The 15867-nt window shown below is 68.7% G+C and carries 11 protein-coding genes; 3 read left to right on the top strand and 8 right to left on the bottom strand.

The genetic code is table 11. The features are described from left to right. Nucleotides 1-112: 112 nt before the first annotated feature. The 3 genes from hisC to hisD all read right to left on the bottom strand — a co-directional run bounded on the left by hisC (nt 113) and on the right by hisD (nt 3660). Entirely contained in the window at nt 113-1168 is a 1056-nt protein-coding gene (gene hisC / locus KOR34_RS17455) for a histidinol-phosphate transaminase (RefSeq protein WP_146566554.1), read from the bottom strand. Nucleotides 1169-1525: 357 nt separating this feature from the next. Continuing rightward, nucleotides 1526-2266: a hypothetical protein gene (locus KOR34_RS17450; protein WP_146566552.1), complete on the bottom strand. Its 741-nt coding sequence runs from the start codon at nt 2264-2266 to the stop codon at nt 1526-1528. A 26-nt stretch (nt 2267-2292) separates the two neighbouring features. Further along, entirely contained in the window at nt 2293-3660 is a 1368-nt protein-coding gene (gene hisD / locus KOR34_RS17445; RefSeq protein ID WP_146566549.1) for a histidinol dehydrogenase, read from the bottom strand. A 140-nt stretch (nt 3661-3800) separates the two neighbouring features. Between hisD and KOR34_RS17440 the strand changes: the two genes are divergently transcribed. Next, on the top strand, nt 3801-4829 hold the full coding sequence (locus KOR34_RS17440; RefSeq protein WP_146566547.1) for a threonine aldolase family protein: 1029 nt from the start codon (nt 3801-3803) through the stop codon (nt 4827-4829). On the opposite strand, the gene KOR34_RS17435 is transcribed toward KOR34_RS17440, so the two are convergent. The 3 genes from KOR34_RS17435 to KOR34_RS17425 form a co-directional block, all read right to left on the bottom strand. Beyond that, entirely contained in the window at nt 4807-6117 is a 1311-nt protein-coding gene (locus tag KOR34_RS17435) for an MFS transporter (RefSeq protein WP_146566546.1), read from the bottom strand. The two genes, KOR34_RS17440 and KOR34_RS17435, sit on opposite strands and share 23 nt — an antisense overlap. Before the next feature lie 1458 nt (nt 6118-7575). Continuing rightward, the gene (locus tag KOR34_RS17430) at nt 7576-8121 is read right to left on the bottom strand and encodes a gamma carbonic anhydrase family protein (protein WP_146566544.1); all 546 of its coding nucleotides are present in this window, start codon (nt 8119-8121) and stop codon (nt 7576-7578) included. A gap of 1 nt (nt 8122) precedes the next feature. Then, the gene (locus KOR34_RS17425; protein WP_146566542.1) at nt 8123-9358 is read right to left on the bottom strand and encodes a Glu/Leu/Phe/Val family dehydrogenase; all 1236 of its coding nucleotides are present in this window, start codon (nt 9356-9358) and stop codon (nt 8123-8125) included. 133 nt (nt 9359-9491) lie between these two features. Between KOR34_RS17425 and KOR34_RS17420 the strand changes: the two genes are divergently transcribed. Continuing rightward, nucleotides 9492-11189, top strand: coding sequence for a hypothetical protein (locus KOR34_RS17420; protein WP_146566540.1), 1698 nt, complete (start codon nt 9492-9494; stop codon nt 11187-11189). Nucleotides 11190-11277: 88 nt separating this feature from the next. Then, the gene (locus KOR34_RS17415) at nt 11278-13374 is read left to right on the top strand and encodes a hypothetical protein (RefSeq protein ID WP_146566538.1); all 2097 of its coding nucleotides are present in this window, start codon (nt 11278-11280) and stop codon (nt 13372-13374) included. Nucleotides 13375-13467: 93 nt separating this feature from the next. On the opposite strand, the gene aroF is transcribed toward KOR34_RS17415, so the two are convergent. Beyond that, nucleotides 13468-14481: a 3-deoxy-7-phosphoheptulonate synthase gene (aroF, locus tag KOR34_RS17410; RefSeq protein WP_146566536.1), complete on the bottom strand. Its 1014-nt coding sequence runs from the start codon at nt 14479-14481 to the stop codon at nt 13468-13470. A gap of 350 nt (nt 14482-14831) precedes the next feature. Beyond that, nucleotides 14832-15830 (bottom strand): glycosyltransferase family 2 protein, encoded by a 999-nt coding sequence (locus KOR34_RS17405; protein ID WP_197531521.1) that lies wholly within the window; start codon nt 15828-15830, stop codon nt 14832-14834. Nucleotides 15831-15867 lie beyond the last annotated feature (37 nt).

Here is a 15867-nt window from a genome sequence, read left to right as displayed (position 1 = left end):
GCCGATCCCTGGCCGCGCAGTGGGGTCGTATATGCGGGTTTCATCGGTTGCAAGCTGGAACCCCGGGCAGGGAATCCGGTGCCTGCCGAACAGAGCCCGGGACCCGCACAGCTTAACGCCGCGAAACCATCGGCGCTAGCAACGCCAGCAGCGCGTCGATCTGCGCGTCCGTGCCGACGCTCACGCGCAGCCCGTCGCCCCAGTGGTCGTACCGCATGTAGCGGACCAGCACGCCCTGCTCTTTGAGCGCCAGGTACAGCTCCTCGTGCGCGATGGTCGGGTGCACCGCCCACACGAAGTTGGCCTGCGAGTCGGTCACCGCGAAGCCCAGCTCGCCAAGCGCGGCGGCCAGCCGGGCGCGGGTGGCGCGGACCTTCGCGACGTTCTCCGCCAGCCACTGTTGGTCGTCGATGGCGGCCGTGGCGCCGGCGATCGAGAGCGCGTCGCAGTTGTAGCTGTCCTTCACCTTGGCCATCTGCTCGATCAGCACCGGCTGCGCCACCACGTAGCCAAACCGCAGGCCGGCCAGCGCGTAGCTCTTGGACAGCGTGCGGCTGACCATCACCCGCTCGTTGGAGCGCACCAGGTCCAGGCAGTTGGCGTCGGCGAAGTCGACGTACGCTTCGTCGACCAGCAGCGGGCAGGGGAGGGCGTCGGCGATCGCGGCCACCTCGCCGGGGGCGAGCACGGTGCCGGACGGGCTGTTCGGGTTGGCCAAGTAGGCCAGCCGCAGCCGCTCGGCCGGCGCGGCGAACTCGAAGCCGAGCGTCCAGTCGGCCTCGTACCGCACCACGTCCTGCACGGCGCCCTGGATCTCGGCCAGCGTCTTGTACAGCACGTAGCTCGGCGTGGCGTAGCGGACGGCGTCGTTCTCCCCGACGAAGGTCCGCGTGGCGATGGTCAGGATGTCGTCGCTGCCGTTGCCGCACAGGATCCAGTTGGGGTCGACCCCCAGCACCTCGCCCGCCCGCAGTCGGAACGCCGACGCGCTGGCGTCCGGGTACCGCTGCAGCCCGGCCTGCGCCGCGCGGCCGATCGCCTCGGCCACCTTGGCCGACGCCGGGTACGGGTTCTCGTTCGTGTTGAGCTTGATGACCTTGGTCCCCTTCGGCTGCTCGCCGGGGGTGTAGCCGGTCATCGCTTGGATGTCGGGTCGGGCGTAGTTCATGAGTTCTTGCCGCGGGCGGCGCGGGGCAGGGGGCCATCGTATCGGGCGACTTTTGTCCCTTCTGGCACTATCGATTCTTAGGGACAAAAGTCGGGTCTCATCTCGAGCCCGCGTTCTGCTTAGCCCCTCTATTTGTAGTGTCTGATGGGTTTCGTGCCGATCGGGCGTAGCGACTTTTGTCCCCGCCGATGCGCCAATAGGGACAAAAGTCGTCCCCGCGGTCACTTCCTCCGGCGTACGGACCGTCGGCCCAACCATCCATTTGACCGCGTTGGGTGGCCGGTTTCTACAACCAAAACGGGTCCGACCGGAAGTTTCCTCGTCGGCTGTTGAGGCGGCGCCGGCCGCGTTCTCGGGTTACGTGTCGTCTTCCAGATGAGGCTTGTCGTAGCCGCGGCGTCTGACACTCGATGTCTTCAGAAAGTCGCTTACGTCGGCCTCACTCACCGGTCCCACCATACCCTCGCCGCCCGTCGCAAACATGGTCGAGTTGATAACCCGCCGGGCGTCGTCAGAGGGTGATGGCACCGTTGCGCCGTGCAGCACCCCCAGCATCGCGCCGGCCTCACTGGTCGAGTCGGTTACGCTGTTGTTAATCATCACAATGACCGGGCGATGGGGCGAGAAGCACTCCAGGGTGGTCGTGTAGTCCTGCAGCAAGCGGGTGTTGTTCCCATACATCGGGTTGTGCTTCGACAAGAAGTCGGCGGGCGTGACGCCTCGATCTGACGCACAGGCCGAAAAGTCGGCGACGAACATCGCGGAGGCGATCGGCGTAGGTTCGTAGCCAAGCAGCAGGACGCTCTGCTCGGGGCCGTTATCCCGGTGAAGCTTGGTCGTTTCTTGTTGGTCAAACCTTAAGAGTGACTGCCAGCAGAATCCGCCTTTTGAGTTCGAAGCGTGCCTGCTCGCGAACGCCTCCTTGAGTCCGACTATTTCGGCGCGGAGCCTGACGGAGTCAACAGAATCCGTGAGCTCGATAACGCAGAACCCAGGGCTGTCAGCGGTGGTCCGGCAGACCAAGTCGTAAGCTGCGTCTGCGGTGGCGTCGCCGCCTACATTTCCGGATAGCGTGTAGTCGCTGGCTTTCCAAATCATCGGTGCACCAAGCTCGATCGCTCACGCTAAGACAGCCGCCGGGCAACCGTGGCCGCGTGGGCGGTAAGCCCCTCCTTTTCGGCGATCCGGACGATGTCCTCGGCGTTCTGCTGCAGGTCCTCGGCGGTCCACGAGATCACGCTGTTGGATCGCAAGAAGTCGTTGCTCGACAGGCCGCTGGCGAACCGCGCCGTGGAGCCGGTCGGCAGCACGTGCGACGGGCCGGCCGCGTAGTCGCCCACCGGCACCGGGCTGTGGGGGCCCAGGAACACCGCCCCGGCGCAGCGGATCTTCGTGAGCAGTTCGTCCGGCTCGGCGCAGGCGATGTGCAGATGCTCGGTCGCGAGCGTGTCGGCGACGCGGGCGGCGTGGTCGCGGTCGTGGACCAGGATCATCGCGCCGAACTCCTGCAGCGAGTGGCGGGCCAGGTCGCCCCGCTCCAGCTCGTTGAGCTGCCGCTCGAGCGCCACGTTCACCTCGGCCAGCAGCGGCTCGTGCCAGGTGACCAGCACGGCCGACCCGGGCGCGTGCTCGGCCTGCGCGATCAGGTCCGCCGCGGCGTGCTCGGCCGGCGTGTTCTCGTCGGCGATGACGATCACCTCGCTGGGGCCGGCGATCGAGTCGATGTCGACCTCGCCGTAGACGTGCTTCTTGGCGAGCGCCACGAACAGGTTGCCCGGGCCGACGATCATGTCGACCTTCCGTAGCGCGTCGCCCAACCCGTAGGCCAGCGAGGCCACGCCCTGCGCGCCGCCCATGCGGTACACCTCGTCGACGCCGATCTCACAGCACGTGGCCAGCAGGTCCTGGTTGTAGCTGCCGAACCTGGTGGGCGGGGCCACGACGGCCAGCTGCTTGACCCCCGCGGCCTGGGCGGGAACGGCGGTCATCAAGACGGTGGACGGGTACGCGGCGGCGCCGCCGGGCACGCAGATGCCGACCCGCTCCAGCGGCAGGTAGCGCTGCCGCAGGAAGCCGCCGCCCGGCGTGGCGATCTGCACGTCCGAGTGGAGGATGGCGGTCTGAAACCGCAGTATGTTCTCGCGGATGCGGCGGACGGTCGCCAGGAATTCTGGGGCGGCCGCGGCGTGGGCCGCCTCGAGTTCCTCGGCCGGCACCCGTAGCTGGTCGGCGGTCAGGTCGGCGCCGTCTAGCTTGGCCGAGTAGCCGAGCACCGCGTCCAGGCCCCGTGACTTCACCTCGGCGCAGATCCGCTTGACCACCTCGACGGGGGTCAGCGGCTCGCCGAACACCTCGATTGTCTTGCGGCGGCCGGCCTCGCTCACCACGTTGCCCTCCGGCGCGAGCCGCTGGCGGAGTTCCTCGATGGCGGCCTCGGCGCCCGGTTGGCGGGCGTCGATTCTGAGCATTCCCGGCAGGTTGGTGGGGAGCATGGTGGTTGGCAGCGGTCGGGGGACGCGGGGCAGAGATTCGGTGGCTAGCGGAGCGGCGCCGGCCACTGGATGATAGACAATAGAGCCTACCTGCAACCCGCAGGTTCAGCCAGCCGCCGCCCCTCCCCGCGCCCCGCCCGATGATCGACCTCCGCAGCGACACCCTCACCCAGCCCACGCCCGACATGCGGCGGGCGATGGCCGACGCGCCCGTGGGCGACGACGTCTTTGCCGAGGACCCGTCGGTCAACGCGCTGGAGGAGCGGACCGCCGGGCTGCTCGGCATGGAGGCCGCGCTGTTCGTCCCCTCGGGCACGATGGGCAACCAGATCGGGATCCGGCTGCACTGCGCGGGCGGCGACGAGTTCCTGTGCGACCAGAACGCCCACGTGTTCCAGTACGAGCAGGCAGCGTTCGCGCAGCTGTTCGGCATCTGCGCCCAGATCGTGCCCACCGCCGACGGGCTGCTCACGCCTGAGCTGCTAGAGGAACGCGTCCGCCCGGACAACGACCACACGCCCCGCACGCGGCTGGTCTGCCTGGAGAACACCCACAACCGCAAGGGCGGACGCGTGCTCTGCCGCGAGGGAGTCAGCCGGCTGTGCGGGTGGGCCCGCGAGCGGGGGCTCGCGCGGCACCTGGACGGCGCGCGGCTGTGGAACGCGTGCGTCGCCTCCGGGACCACGCCCGCCGACTGGGCGGAGCACTTCGACACGGTGAGCGTCTGCTTCAGCAAGGGGCTCGGCGCGCCGGTCGGCAGCGCCATCTGCGGCCCGCGCGACCTGATCAAGCAGGCGCGGCGGCTGCGCAAGGCGCTCGGGGGAGGAATGCGACAGGCCGGCGTGCTGGCCGCCGCGGCGCTGTACGCGCTCGACCACCACTACGACCGCCTGGCGGAGGACCACGCCCACGCGCAGACGCTGGCCGACGCGGTGCGGTCGGCGTCGGCGCTCACGCTGGTCGACGATCGGTGCGACACCAACCTGGTGATCCTGGAGGTCGACCCAGCGCTGTGCAGCGGCGAGGAGTTCCGCCAGCGGATCGAGGCCCGCGGCGTGCACTGCTTCTGCATCGCCAAGCAGCGGCTGCGGCTGGCGACCCACCTGAACGTCACGCCGGAGCAGGTAGAGCAGGCCGTGGCGATCGTTAAAGAGCTTGCTGCCGCTTGATCAACTGGCGCAGCGCCAGCGTGCTGAGAATCCCTGCCAGGCACGCGCCGCCCAGGAACCAGTACAGGTAGTGGAACCCGGTCGGCTGCCCCGGCCACTGGTCCAGCAGCCAGCCGCCCAGCTTGGGCATGAAAATCTCTGGCGTGAAGCCGAGGAACGACACCACGCCCACCGCGGCGCCGGTCATCCGGTCGGGGATGTGCGACTCCTCGAGCAGCGCGAAGTACACGCCTCGCAGCGCGAAGAAGCCCAGGCAACCGGTCAGCACGGCCGTGAACAGCATCCACGCGCCAGTGGCAGACGGCGGCGCGAACACCAACGCCACGTACGATACGCCCGCCAGCGCGAAGCAGGCGATCAGCACCCGCGAGGAGCTGAAGCGGTCGGCCAGCAGCCCGGCGCCGACCGCCGCGAACGCGCGGCTGAAGGCGGCGTACTTCACCAGGTTGGCGGCGTCCACGTCCGACCAGCCCCACACGTCCACGGCGAACTGCGAGTAGTAATCAATCCCCTTGAACGCGCTATAGGCCGCGACGATGATCAGCGCCTGCAGCCACACCGCCGGCATCCGCACCACGCTGCGCACGTTCGCCAGCACGGAGCCCCGGTCATCGCCGCGGGCGTCCCGCGTCGGCTCGGGCACGAACAGCCACACGCACGCCGCCGCGGCGACGCACGCGGCGATGTAGACGTGCACCGTGCTGCGGATCGCGGCGGTCTTCTCGGCCAGGGTGGCGGTCTCTGGCACGGCCGGCATTGCCGCGGTGTACAACGCCACCGCGATCACCGACAGCAGGAACGCAAACAGCCCGCGGCCGCCGTCCAGGATGCCGAACGCCATGCCCTGCTCATCGTCGCCGCCCCACTGGCGGGTCGCCTTGATCAGCGCGGCCCAGAACGGCAGGATCGTGGAGAACCCCCAGAACGCGTACAGCCACTTGAGCGTGGTGAGCGAGGGCCCGGTCAGCAGCACCAGCCCACCGGCGCCGGTGATCAGCAGCGAGGCCGCCAGCAGCAATCTCACCGGGAACCGGTCCGCCAGCACGCCGCCGAACAAGTACGAGACCGCCGCCACGATGCCGTAGAGCGAACCCAGGTCGCCCAGCTCCGACTGGCTGAGCGCGAACACCTCGACAAACGACGGTCGGAAGTAGCGGATGATGTGAAACGGCAGCCCAAAGATCGCCTCGCCCGCGATGATTAGGCTCAGCATCGTCATCACCCGACCGGGGCTCCACGGGTCGTGGGCGGGCGCGGCCGGCGGCTCTTGGGGTGATGGTTCAGGCACGATGGGTCATTGTAACAGGATGCCGATTGCGACGAGACCCGACTGTGGTGTGTCAATCAGTTTTGAACCAATCTCTCGCTCGCGCGCCGCACTTGACGAATAGAATGCCACGATGACGTCAGATACCACGCATACTAAAGCCGACCGGAAGCCCTTCCGATTGTCAGTCGCTAGCCTGATGTACTTGTTCGGTTGCCTTTCGGTTTCGCTGTCGATCTCAGTGCCGCCCATGCCGGCCATGCAGGGTATGTCGAGCTATGAACCGCGCATCGATTGGCACTACGCCCTACTGAGCCTGGCCTCCCTCGGCGCGATCGGCGTGCTGCTTCATCAGGCCCGGCAGTTGCGAGACGTGGTCGGGTATCGGGGCGTGCAACTTGCGCGGTTGGGGGTGGGAGGTCTACTGTCTCTCTGCCTCACGATGCGACTCTTAACGCAGCGAGGACTGCTAGACCTCAACGGAGGTAGTGAGATAATGTTCCCCGGTTCGGGCCAGATACTGGACAGCCTGTGGTACCTGCTCGTAATCGCAAGTATCTCGATCGCGACGGGCCATCGCTGCGAAGGGGGCTGCCAACCATCACGATGGGCAATTGCGGGCCTGTATGCCCTGTTCTGTATCATCGCGTTACTAGCGGCGGCTCTGAGCGGCTATAACACCTACTTAGTGCATAGCGCAATCCGCGGAATCGAGACCGCAATCGATCCACGGTTCCAGGTTGCGCCCGCTGGCGCTAGCCTAGCTGAGCAGCATGCCATCGCTACGCGGAGCCTGATAGCATGCCTAGCGTGGCTTGGTGGGGTTGGGAGTTCGGTCTGGGGGTTGCACTACCCACCTCGCTCAAGCCGGGCACGGGCCGCTATGGCCGGGGTAGTAGGTTGCTGCATGGCTGGGGCTGCTGGCTTTGCCGTGTGGTACTTCCAGATAGGACGGATCGAACTATCCGTGTGTTGGGCCGAGGCCCGATTTGTTTCTAACTGGTTCGACAGGCTCGTTGCCACGTTGGTCGCTGCGGCCGCGTTGTCGTGGATTGCCGGTAGCTTGAGCCAGACAACATCGCGGAGAAGTCCTGCACAGCCCCTCTCACTCGTCGACCTGTCCGGAAAACTACTTCTAGTAGGTGCGATCGCAACCGCCGCCGTGGACTTGGGCCAATTGGCCACGGCCATGCTAGATTTGGTCAACCTCCTTGACAGCATAGGAGGGGGGCAATGGTGGGACAGAGTAGGTTGGTTGGTTTCCTTTTTGTGCGACGCTCAGGTGTTGCTGATACTGGCGATGTTGCTAACCACAGCCCGACTTGTAAGGGCCCGCTTGCGTCGTGAGCCTCGATACGCTGCCGAGTGCAATAGCCGTCTAGCCCTGTTGCTCACGCTGCTGTTCCTCGTGTTCGCGGCGATCGGGGCTCCCACACTGGCCGCGTTTAGCCTTTGCGCCTGGCTGGGTCCGTGGTACTCCTAGCGGCCTCCTTGCTGGAGGTACCCATCCTTCAGCCGCACGTAGTTCTGCGGCGAGTACGCCAGATGCTCGCGCTCGGCGTCGGTCAGCGGCCGCAGCACGCGGGCCGGGTTGCCCACGTACACGTTGCCGCTCTCCAGCCGCTTGCCAGGCGGGACCAGGCAGCCGGCGCCGATCATCACCTCCGGCTCGACGACCGCGCCATCGTTCACGATCGCGCCGATGCCGACCAGCACGCGGTCGCCCACCGTGCACCCGTGCAGCACCGCGCGGTGCCCGACCACCACGTCCTCGCCGATTGTCAGTGGGAACCCGCCCGGGTTGAATCGGCTGTCGTGCGTGGTGTGCAGCACGCAGCCGTCCTGCACGTTGCTGCGGGCGCCGATGACGATCGGCATCAGGTCGCCCCGGATCACGGCGCCGGGCCAGACCGAAACATCGTTGCCGAGCGTGGCGTCGCCGATGACGGTGGCCTGCGCGTCGACGTAGACCCGCTCGCCGAGCTTGGGGGCGACGCCGTTGTGCGTGCGGAGTGGGTTGGGCATGCTACGCCAACCCCGCCAGCTTGGCCGCGCGCGCAACCCGCTCGATGCCGATCATGAACGCGGCGGTGCGGAGGCTGACGTTTAGGTCGGTGTGCTTCTCCCAGACCTCCTCGAAGGCGGCCAGCAGCAGGCGGTCCAGCTCGCCGCGGACGCGGTCGAGGCTCCACTTGTAGTACTGGCGGTTCTGCACCCACTCGAAGTAGCTCACCGTGACGCCGCCGGCATTGGCCAGGATGTCCGGCAGCACGGCCACGCCCGCCTCGCGCAGCACCTCGTCGGCGTCGGGGGTGACCGGGCCGTTGGCGGCCTCGATGATCAGCGGCGCGTGGATGTTGCCGGCGTTGGCCGAGGTGATCACGCCGCCGATGGCTGCCGGGATCAGCACGTCCACCTTGAGCTCGAGGATCGCCTCGCCGCCGATCTCGTCGGCCTCGCTGAAGCCGCGGAGCGTGCCGTTGTTCTTGCGTGCGTAGCGGACGGCGTCCATCACGTTGATGCCGTCCTTGTTGTACAGCGCGATTGTGTGGTCGCTGATCGCCACGACCTTGGCGTCGGCCTCGGCCAGGAACTTGGCCGCGTGCGAGCCGACGTTGCCGAAGCCCTGGATCGCCACGGTCGACTGGCCCACCTTGCGGCCCAGCCGGCCGAGCGTCTTGACGGTCAGCATGCCGACGCCGCGGCCGGTCGCCTCCTCGCGGCCGGGGATGCCGTAGTGCTCCACCGGTTTGCCGGTCACCACGCCCGGGTTGAACCCGTGGTACTTGGCGTACTGGTTCATGATCCAGGCCATCTCCTCGTGCCCGGTGCCCATGTCCGGCGCGGGGATGTCGACGTCCGGCCCGATGACCATGTGGATCTCGTCGACAAACTTGCGGGTGATGCGCTCTTTCTCGCGGGGGCTGATCTCGCGCGAGTTGACCGTGACCCCGCCCTTGGCGCCGCCGTAGGGGATGTTGGCGATGGCGGTCTTCCAGGTCATCAGCGACGCCAGGCCACGGACCTCGTCCAGGTTGACCTCGTGGTGGTAGCGGAGGCCGCCCTTCATAGGTCCGCGGGCGCGGTTGTGCTGCACGCGGTAGCCGATGAAGGTTTCGAGGCGGCCGTCGTCCATCTCGATCGGGATCTGCACCGTGACCTCGCGTTCCGGCGTGATGAGCAGCTTGCGGAGCGGGGCGTCCATCTCGAGCTGGTCGGCAGCGAGGTGGAAGTAGTGCTGGACGGCTTCAAAGGCTTTCATGGCGGCGTTGGTCGTGCTGGGGCGTGCGGTTCAGGGCGGCGCCGGGCCTGGCTGCCCACACTGTAGGACAGCCGGCAGGCGCCCGCAATCGCGGTCCGTGGCCAGGGCCGGATGGGCGCCGTAGACTTAAACCATGCCCGCCCCGCCGCCGCAGAAGCTGACCGTCCGCGAGAAGCCGCGCCGCAAGAACCGGCAACGCAACCAGCTGCTGATCACCGGCGGCGTGCTGGCGGTCCTCTCGGTCATCGTAGCGGCCGTGCTGCTGACCAGCGGGCCGCCGAAGCCAACCGCCACAGGCCCCGCCGCGACGCCTGCTGCCCCGCCCGTAGACACAGCCGCCGACGGGCCCGGCGACGCTGTCCAGGAAGAGAGCGCCCCGCCCGAACCAGCCGGGCCCCAGCTGGTTGACGACGACGGCCGCACGCTGTGGGCGTCGCCGACCGATGGCGGGCCGATCTCGCTGGCGTACCTGCCGCCGGGGTGCGACCTGATCCTCCACTGCCGGCCGGCCGAGCTGCTCGCCAGCCCCGCCGGCGAGGGCTCGCTCCGCGCGCTGGGCCCGCAGGGCATTGCGCTGCTGCGGGGGCTGGCCGCCGCGACCGGGCTCAAGCTCCGCGAGATCGACCGCCTGCTGATCGGCGTGCGCGGCGCCGGCGGCGCGCAGCTTGAGGCCGCGCTGGTTGTGACGCCTTTGGAGCCGCTCGCCCGCCAGGCGGAAGCCCTCCGCCTGCCGCCGCCGTACGCCAACCTGCGGGCGGCGACCCACGAGGGCGCCAGCTACCACGTCGGCGCGCCGTGGTGCGGCTTCGCCCCCGAGCAGGAAGATGGCCGGCTGTTTGTTGTCGCTCCCCGGGCCGCGCTGCACGAGGTGATTGAAGCCGCCGGCGCCGCGCCGCCGCTGCGGCGCGAGGTCGAGCTGCTGGCCGCCCAGATCGACGGCGACCGCCACGCCACGCTGCTCGCAGCGCCCAGCTTCTTCTTCACCGATGGTCGCGCGCTGTTCACCGGCGTGACCGAGTCGCTCGAGTCGCCCGTGTTCGAGTTCCTGCCCGATGCGCTGCGGGCCGGCTCGCTCAGCCTGCACTGGGGTGACGACTTCTACGCCGAGGCGCGTGGCGTCTCGGCCGCGGAGGTGACCCCCACGCGGCTCGCGTCGCAGCTCAAGAGCCGCATCGCCGGCTGGCCGAGCGACCTGCAGCTCGCGGTGCTCGACCTCAACCCCGCCCCGCACGGCCGGCGGGTGGTTGCCCAGCTGCCCGCCATGCTGCGGCTGCTCGCGGAGTACACCCGCACCGGCGTCGAGGACGACGCGGCGGTGCTCAACGCCTACTTGCCACTTCCCGCAGGCGAGAACCTGCTGGCGGCATCCGAGCTGATGCTTGCGCAACTCTCGTCGGGGGCGGTCGGCGCGCCCGGCACGACCGCTACAGCCCCTCCGGCGCCGCGGACAATCGAGCAGAAACTGGGCCAGGAGGTGAGCGTCTCGTTTGCGCGCGATACGCTTGAGATGGCGGTGAAATACCTGGCCGACGAGATGCAGGCGCCCATCGTGATTGTGGGGAGTGATCTACAATTAGAGGGCATCACGAAGAACCAGTCGTTCGGGATGCAGGCCGCCCGGCAGCCGGCCCAGCAGGTGCTGCTGGAGATCCTGCAACGGGCCAACCCGGACCGCACGGCGACCGGACCCGCCGACGAAAAACAGAAGCTCGTCTACACCGTGCGGCCCGACGACACCGGCCGGCCCACGATTTACATCACCACCCGCAGCGCCGCCCAGAAGCGGGGCGACAAGCTGCCCAGCGTTTTCCTGCCCGCGGGCGGGAGCTGACGCAATAGCTGACGACCCCGACGACGAAACCGTTGACCTGTCGGACCAACCGGTAACTCTCAGCGAGGCCCACGACCCCTTGTCCCACATGCTTCCTTTCCGCGTCCAGTGCGAGACCTGCCAGTCCTGGCTGAAGGTGGCCCGTGAGTCGCTGGTGGGGCAGATCCACAGCTGCCCCAAGTGCGGCTCGATGGTGCACCTGGTGCCGAAGGAAGAGGGTGCGCCGGACGGGGGCGCGGAACGCAGCCCCGCCGCCGCGGTCGCGCCGGCAGCGGCCGCCCCGGTCGCTGCGAGCGACTTCGACTCGGTCGACCAGCTCGGACTCGACGACGCGGCGCCCAAACCTCAACCGGCAGCCACACAAGCTCCCACCACGCAGTCGCCCGCCCCGCAGCCAGCCGAAGCCGCCGCGGCGGCTCCGCTACCGGCCGACGCCGCGGCCCGGGTCTCGCCGATCGAGGCGGCCGGGCAGAAGACCGCGCTGATTACCGGCGCCGGCGGAGCGATCCTGATTGTATTCGGGGCCGTCGCGTACTGGCTGACATCCGGCGAACCGGACCCCAGTGAGCTGGCGCAGGCGGAGCAAGCGGCTTCGCCCGCTGCCAGCCAAATTGACTCGACAAGCAGCGGTGATCAGCCCTTGGTTCCCGCGCCGAGCACGCCGCCAGAGAACTCTGCCGACGTTGGGGCCGAGCCGCCCGTTGAAGATCCCGCGCCCATCGTCCCAGAGCTGCCGCCGCTGGAAGATGAAGCCGTCACCGCGCAGCAGCCGGCCGAGCCACCTGGCCAACCAGTGAGACAGCAACCTGATCCCACGCCCCGGGTAGCCGAGAAGCGGATCGCGACGAACGACCCGCCCACGCCGCTGTCCGACGCGCCGCCCGAGATCGACCCGCTCGAATTCGACCCCAGCAAGCTGGACCTGGTGATGCTGCGCGGCGACCGCAAGCCGCCCGAGCCAGAGCCCGAACCGGCCGAGGCGCCCCGGTTGGCGATCGGCTGGAACGCGCGGTCCGGTCAAACGCCCCCGACCGAGCCGCCGCCAACCGAAGAGCTCAATCGGATCGACGGGCAGCTCGCCGAGCGGGGCAGGGTGGAACGCGTGTGGGTGGAGCGCGGCACGACCGCCTTTGAGAACCACCGCCCGGTCGACCTTGCGCGTCGGCTCGGCGACACGCTCCCCGAGTTGCAGCTCCCCGAGGCGCCGCTGACCCACGGGGTCCGCGTCTGGAGCGAGCTGGCCGGCGCGCCGGTCACCATCGACCCGCAGGCCCTGGCCCGCGCCGGCGTGAGCGCCCGGTCCCGCATCCGCATCAGCGGCGCGAACGCCACGCTGGGAGACCTCTTGAGCGAAACCCTGAAGCCGCTCCGGTTGATGTACGCCGAGCGGGACGGCCAGCTCACGCTCACCCGGCTGGGAGGCCAGACTGAGCGCACCGGCGCGTACTCCGCGGCCGACCTGGCCGGCAGCCCTGCCGAGCTGGACGAGCTCTGCGCCCTGGCAGCGGCGATGGTCCCCAGCACGTCGGAGGGGACCCTGTCGGTCGACGGCCAGAAGCTCAAGTTCGCCGGCCCGGCCAACACGCACTTCGACCTGGTGATCTTCTGCGAACGCCTGCGCCGCGCAAGGGGCCTGCCGCAGAAGACCAAGTACCCCGCGGCGCTGCTCGCCACCCGCCCGCCGCTCGCGCGGCTCGAGTCGCCGCTGAGCCGCAGCGCGACCTTCAGCTTCGTCGCGCCGACCCCGTTTGCCGACGTGCTGGACCATTGGCGCGGCGCGTCAGGCTTGGAGATCCTGGTCGACTGGTCGTCGGTCGCGCGTGCGGAGCTCGGGCCGCAGTCGCAGGTGCGGTGCTCGTCACGGGACCAGCCGTGGCGCGACTCGCTGGACGGCGTGCTCCACCCGCTGGGCCTCGGCTGGCGGGTGGTCGACGAGCGCACGCTGCAGATCGCCGGCCGCGCCGACGCCGCCGCCGAGTACCCGACGACCGAGTTCTACCCGCTCGCGAAGAACGCCGACGGCGCCGAGTCGGCCGACGAGCTAACTGGCGAGCTGTCGCAGCTCAAAACGCCCGTCGCGATCCGCTTCGACGCCCCCGCCCGCGCGCTGGTGATCCACGCCGCCGACGACGGCCACCGCGCGGCGTACGACTGGCTGGTGCGGAATGGGTTAATCGAAAGCTAGTCGGAGAATTTCGCGCCAAAGCAGCCCCAACTCCCCTCCCCCTGTCGGGGAGGGAGGCTTCTGGGGGGCGTGCCTTTCACACCAAGCACGCGGCTACAGCGTCCGGTCGACCGCCTCGGCCACGCGGCGGCACTGCTGCATCATCTCTTCGAACTGCTCGCAGCGGAGCGACTGGTAGCCGTCACTCATGGCGTGCTCCGGGTCGGGGTGGACCTCGACGATGACGCCGTCGGCGCCCGCGGCGATCGCGGCCTTGGCCATCGCCGGCACCAGCGCGGTGTGGCCCGTGCCGTGGCTGGGGTCGATGATCACGGGCAGGTGCGTCTTCTGCTGCAGGTACGGCACGGTGGCCAGCGGAAGCGTGAAGCGGGTGTGGGACTCGAACGTGCGGATGCCGCGCTCGCACAGCATCACGTTGGGGTTGCCGCCATCGAGGATGTACTCGGCGGCCAGCAGCATCTCGTCGATGGTGGCGCTCGGCCCGCGCTTCAGCAGCACCGCTCGGTGGCTCTTGCCACACGCTTCCAGCAGGCGGTAGTTCTGCATGTTGCGGGCGCCGATCTGCAGCACGTCGGCGTACTCGCCGACGAGGTCCACATCGTCCGGGGCGACCACCTCGGTGACGACCGCCAGGCCGGTCTCGTCCCGGGCGGCGGCCAGCAGCTTGAGGCCGTCCTCTTTCATGCCCTGGAAGCTGTAAGGGCTGGTGCGGGGCTTGAACGCGCCGCCGCGGAGCGCCGTGGCGCCGGCCGCCTTGACGGCGCGGGCGGTGGTCATGAGCTGCTCTTCAGATTCCACGGAACAAGGCCCGGCCATCACGCCGACCTGCTTGCCGCCGACCGACAGCGAGCCGGCCGTCACGACGCTGGTGGCGTCGTGCGCCTCGCGGCTGGCCAGCTTGTAGGGGGCGAGCACCGGCATCACCGATTCGACGCCGGGCGAGCTCTCGAGCGTCTGCACGCCGTCGACCCGTTCGTCGCCGATGGCGGCGATCACCGTCCGCTCGGTGCCCCGCAGCACGTTTGCCTTGAGTCCCAACTCTTCCACCTGCTCGATCATGTGATTGATTTCCTGTTCGGTCGCGCCGCTACGCATCACGACAATCATGGTCTTGGGTCCGTGGTCAGTTGTCCGTTGCCTGTGGTGGTCCGGTTGCCCGCCACAGGCGCGTCCGCAACTGACAACGGACCGCCGGCGAAAGGCAAGAAACGAGCTACAAAACGAAAAAAGCCCCGAGGACCACTGGGGTTCTCGGGGCTTTGTTATCCGCGATCAAACTGGAGCAGTCTGACTAGGCACAACCTCCGGCCCCGAGGTTCCCATAAAAGAACCCGGTAAAGCTAAACCAGAAGAATTGCCAGTACTTGCCGCTCATGTGGGTCAGTATCGGCTGCGGCCGCGAGGAAAGCAAGGGAAAAAGTTGGGGCAGAACCTAGGCAAGAGATCGAACGGGGCGGCTAGGCCACGAACCACGCGTCGTGCCCCAGCACGTAGCCCCGCGCTAGCAGGTCGGGCGTGATCACGCCCCGGGCGCCTTCCGATCCGACGGCGATCAGCAGTGGCGTGCCGTCGGCGGGCGGCATCTGCTGCGGGTCGTCGACCCGCACGCCGTGGATCACCGCGCCGTGCTTGCGGGGGTTGATGTCGTACGCGCGGCGGACCGTGAGGCCCTCGGACTGGAGCCAGCGGAGCCACGGCTTGCCGGTCTGACCCACCCCGGCCAGGTCGACCGACGAAACGCCAGCAAGCGGCCCGGCCAGCAGGTGCGTCCGCCGGCAGCGGTCGAACGCCTCGGGCGTGTAGCGCTCGTGCGAGCGGGTGAGCCGGCGGTCGTGGTCGATCCAGTCCAACAGCGGCTCGGCCGCTTTGCCGAACCGCATGCCGGCGGCAGCGCCGCGGAGCATGAGGTCGTAGTCCTCGGGGAATGCCCCTTCGCGGTAACCGAGTTCGAAGAACTCCCGCCGCGCCAGCAGCGTTGGGTTCGCCAGCGGGTACTCCACGAACCGCAGCGCGAGGATCTGCTCCGGCGTGGCCGTTTCCTCGTTGATCCACCGCTGGTAGCGCCGCAGGTTGTCGATCGGGCGGCCCGCTTCGTCGACGATGTTCACCTGGCAGCCGACCACGTCGAGTTGTCGCCGTTCGAGCAGCTCGAGCTGCCGGGCGAGTCGCGTCGGGTGCGAGTAGTCGTCCGCGTCCATCCTCGCAACCAGCGGCGCCGACGTGGCGGCCAACGCCGCGTTGGCGGCCGCGGCGACTCCCCGGTGCGGTTGACGGATGACGCGGAGACGCGTGCCGTCAATAGCCTGAGCGGCGGCCGCGGTTTGATCGGTCGATCCGTCGTCGACGACCACCACTTCGACGTCGTGGACCGTTTGATCGAGCATCGACCGCACCGCACGCCCGACGGTCGCCGCGGCGTTGCGAGCGGGGATGACGATCGCGATGCGGGACCTCATGGTGGCGGCCCTTTCGCCAGCCGGCAGCGGTTCCGCT

The sequence above is a fragment of the Posidoniimonas corsicana genome, from assembly GCF_007859765.1.
GTDB lineage: Bacteria > Planctomycetota > Planctomycetia > Pirellulales > Lacipirellulaceae > Posidoniimonas > Posidoniimonas corsicana.
This window is presented reverse-complemented; position numbering and strand designations above follow the sequence as displayed.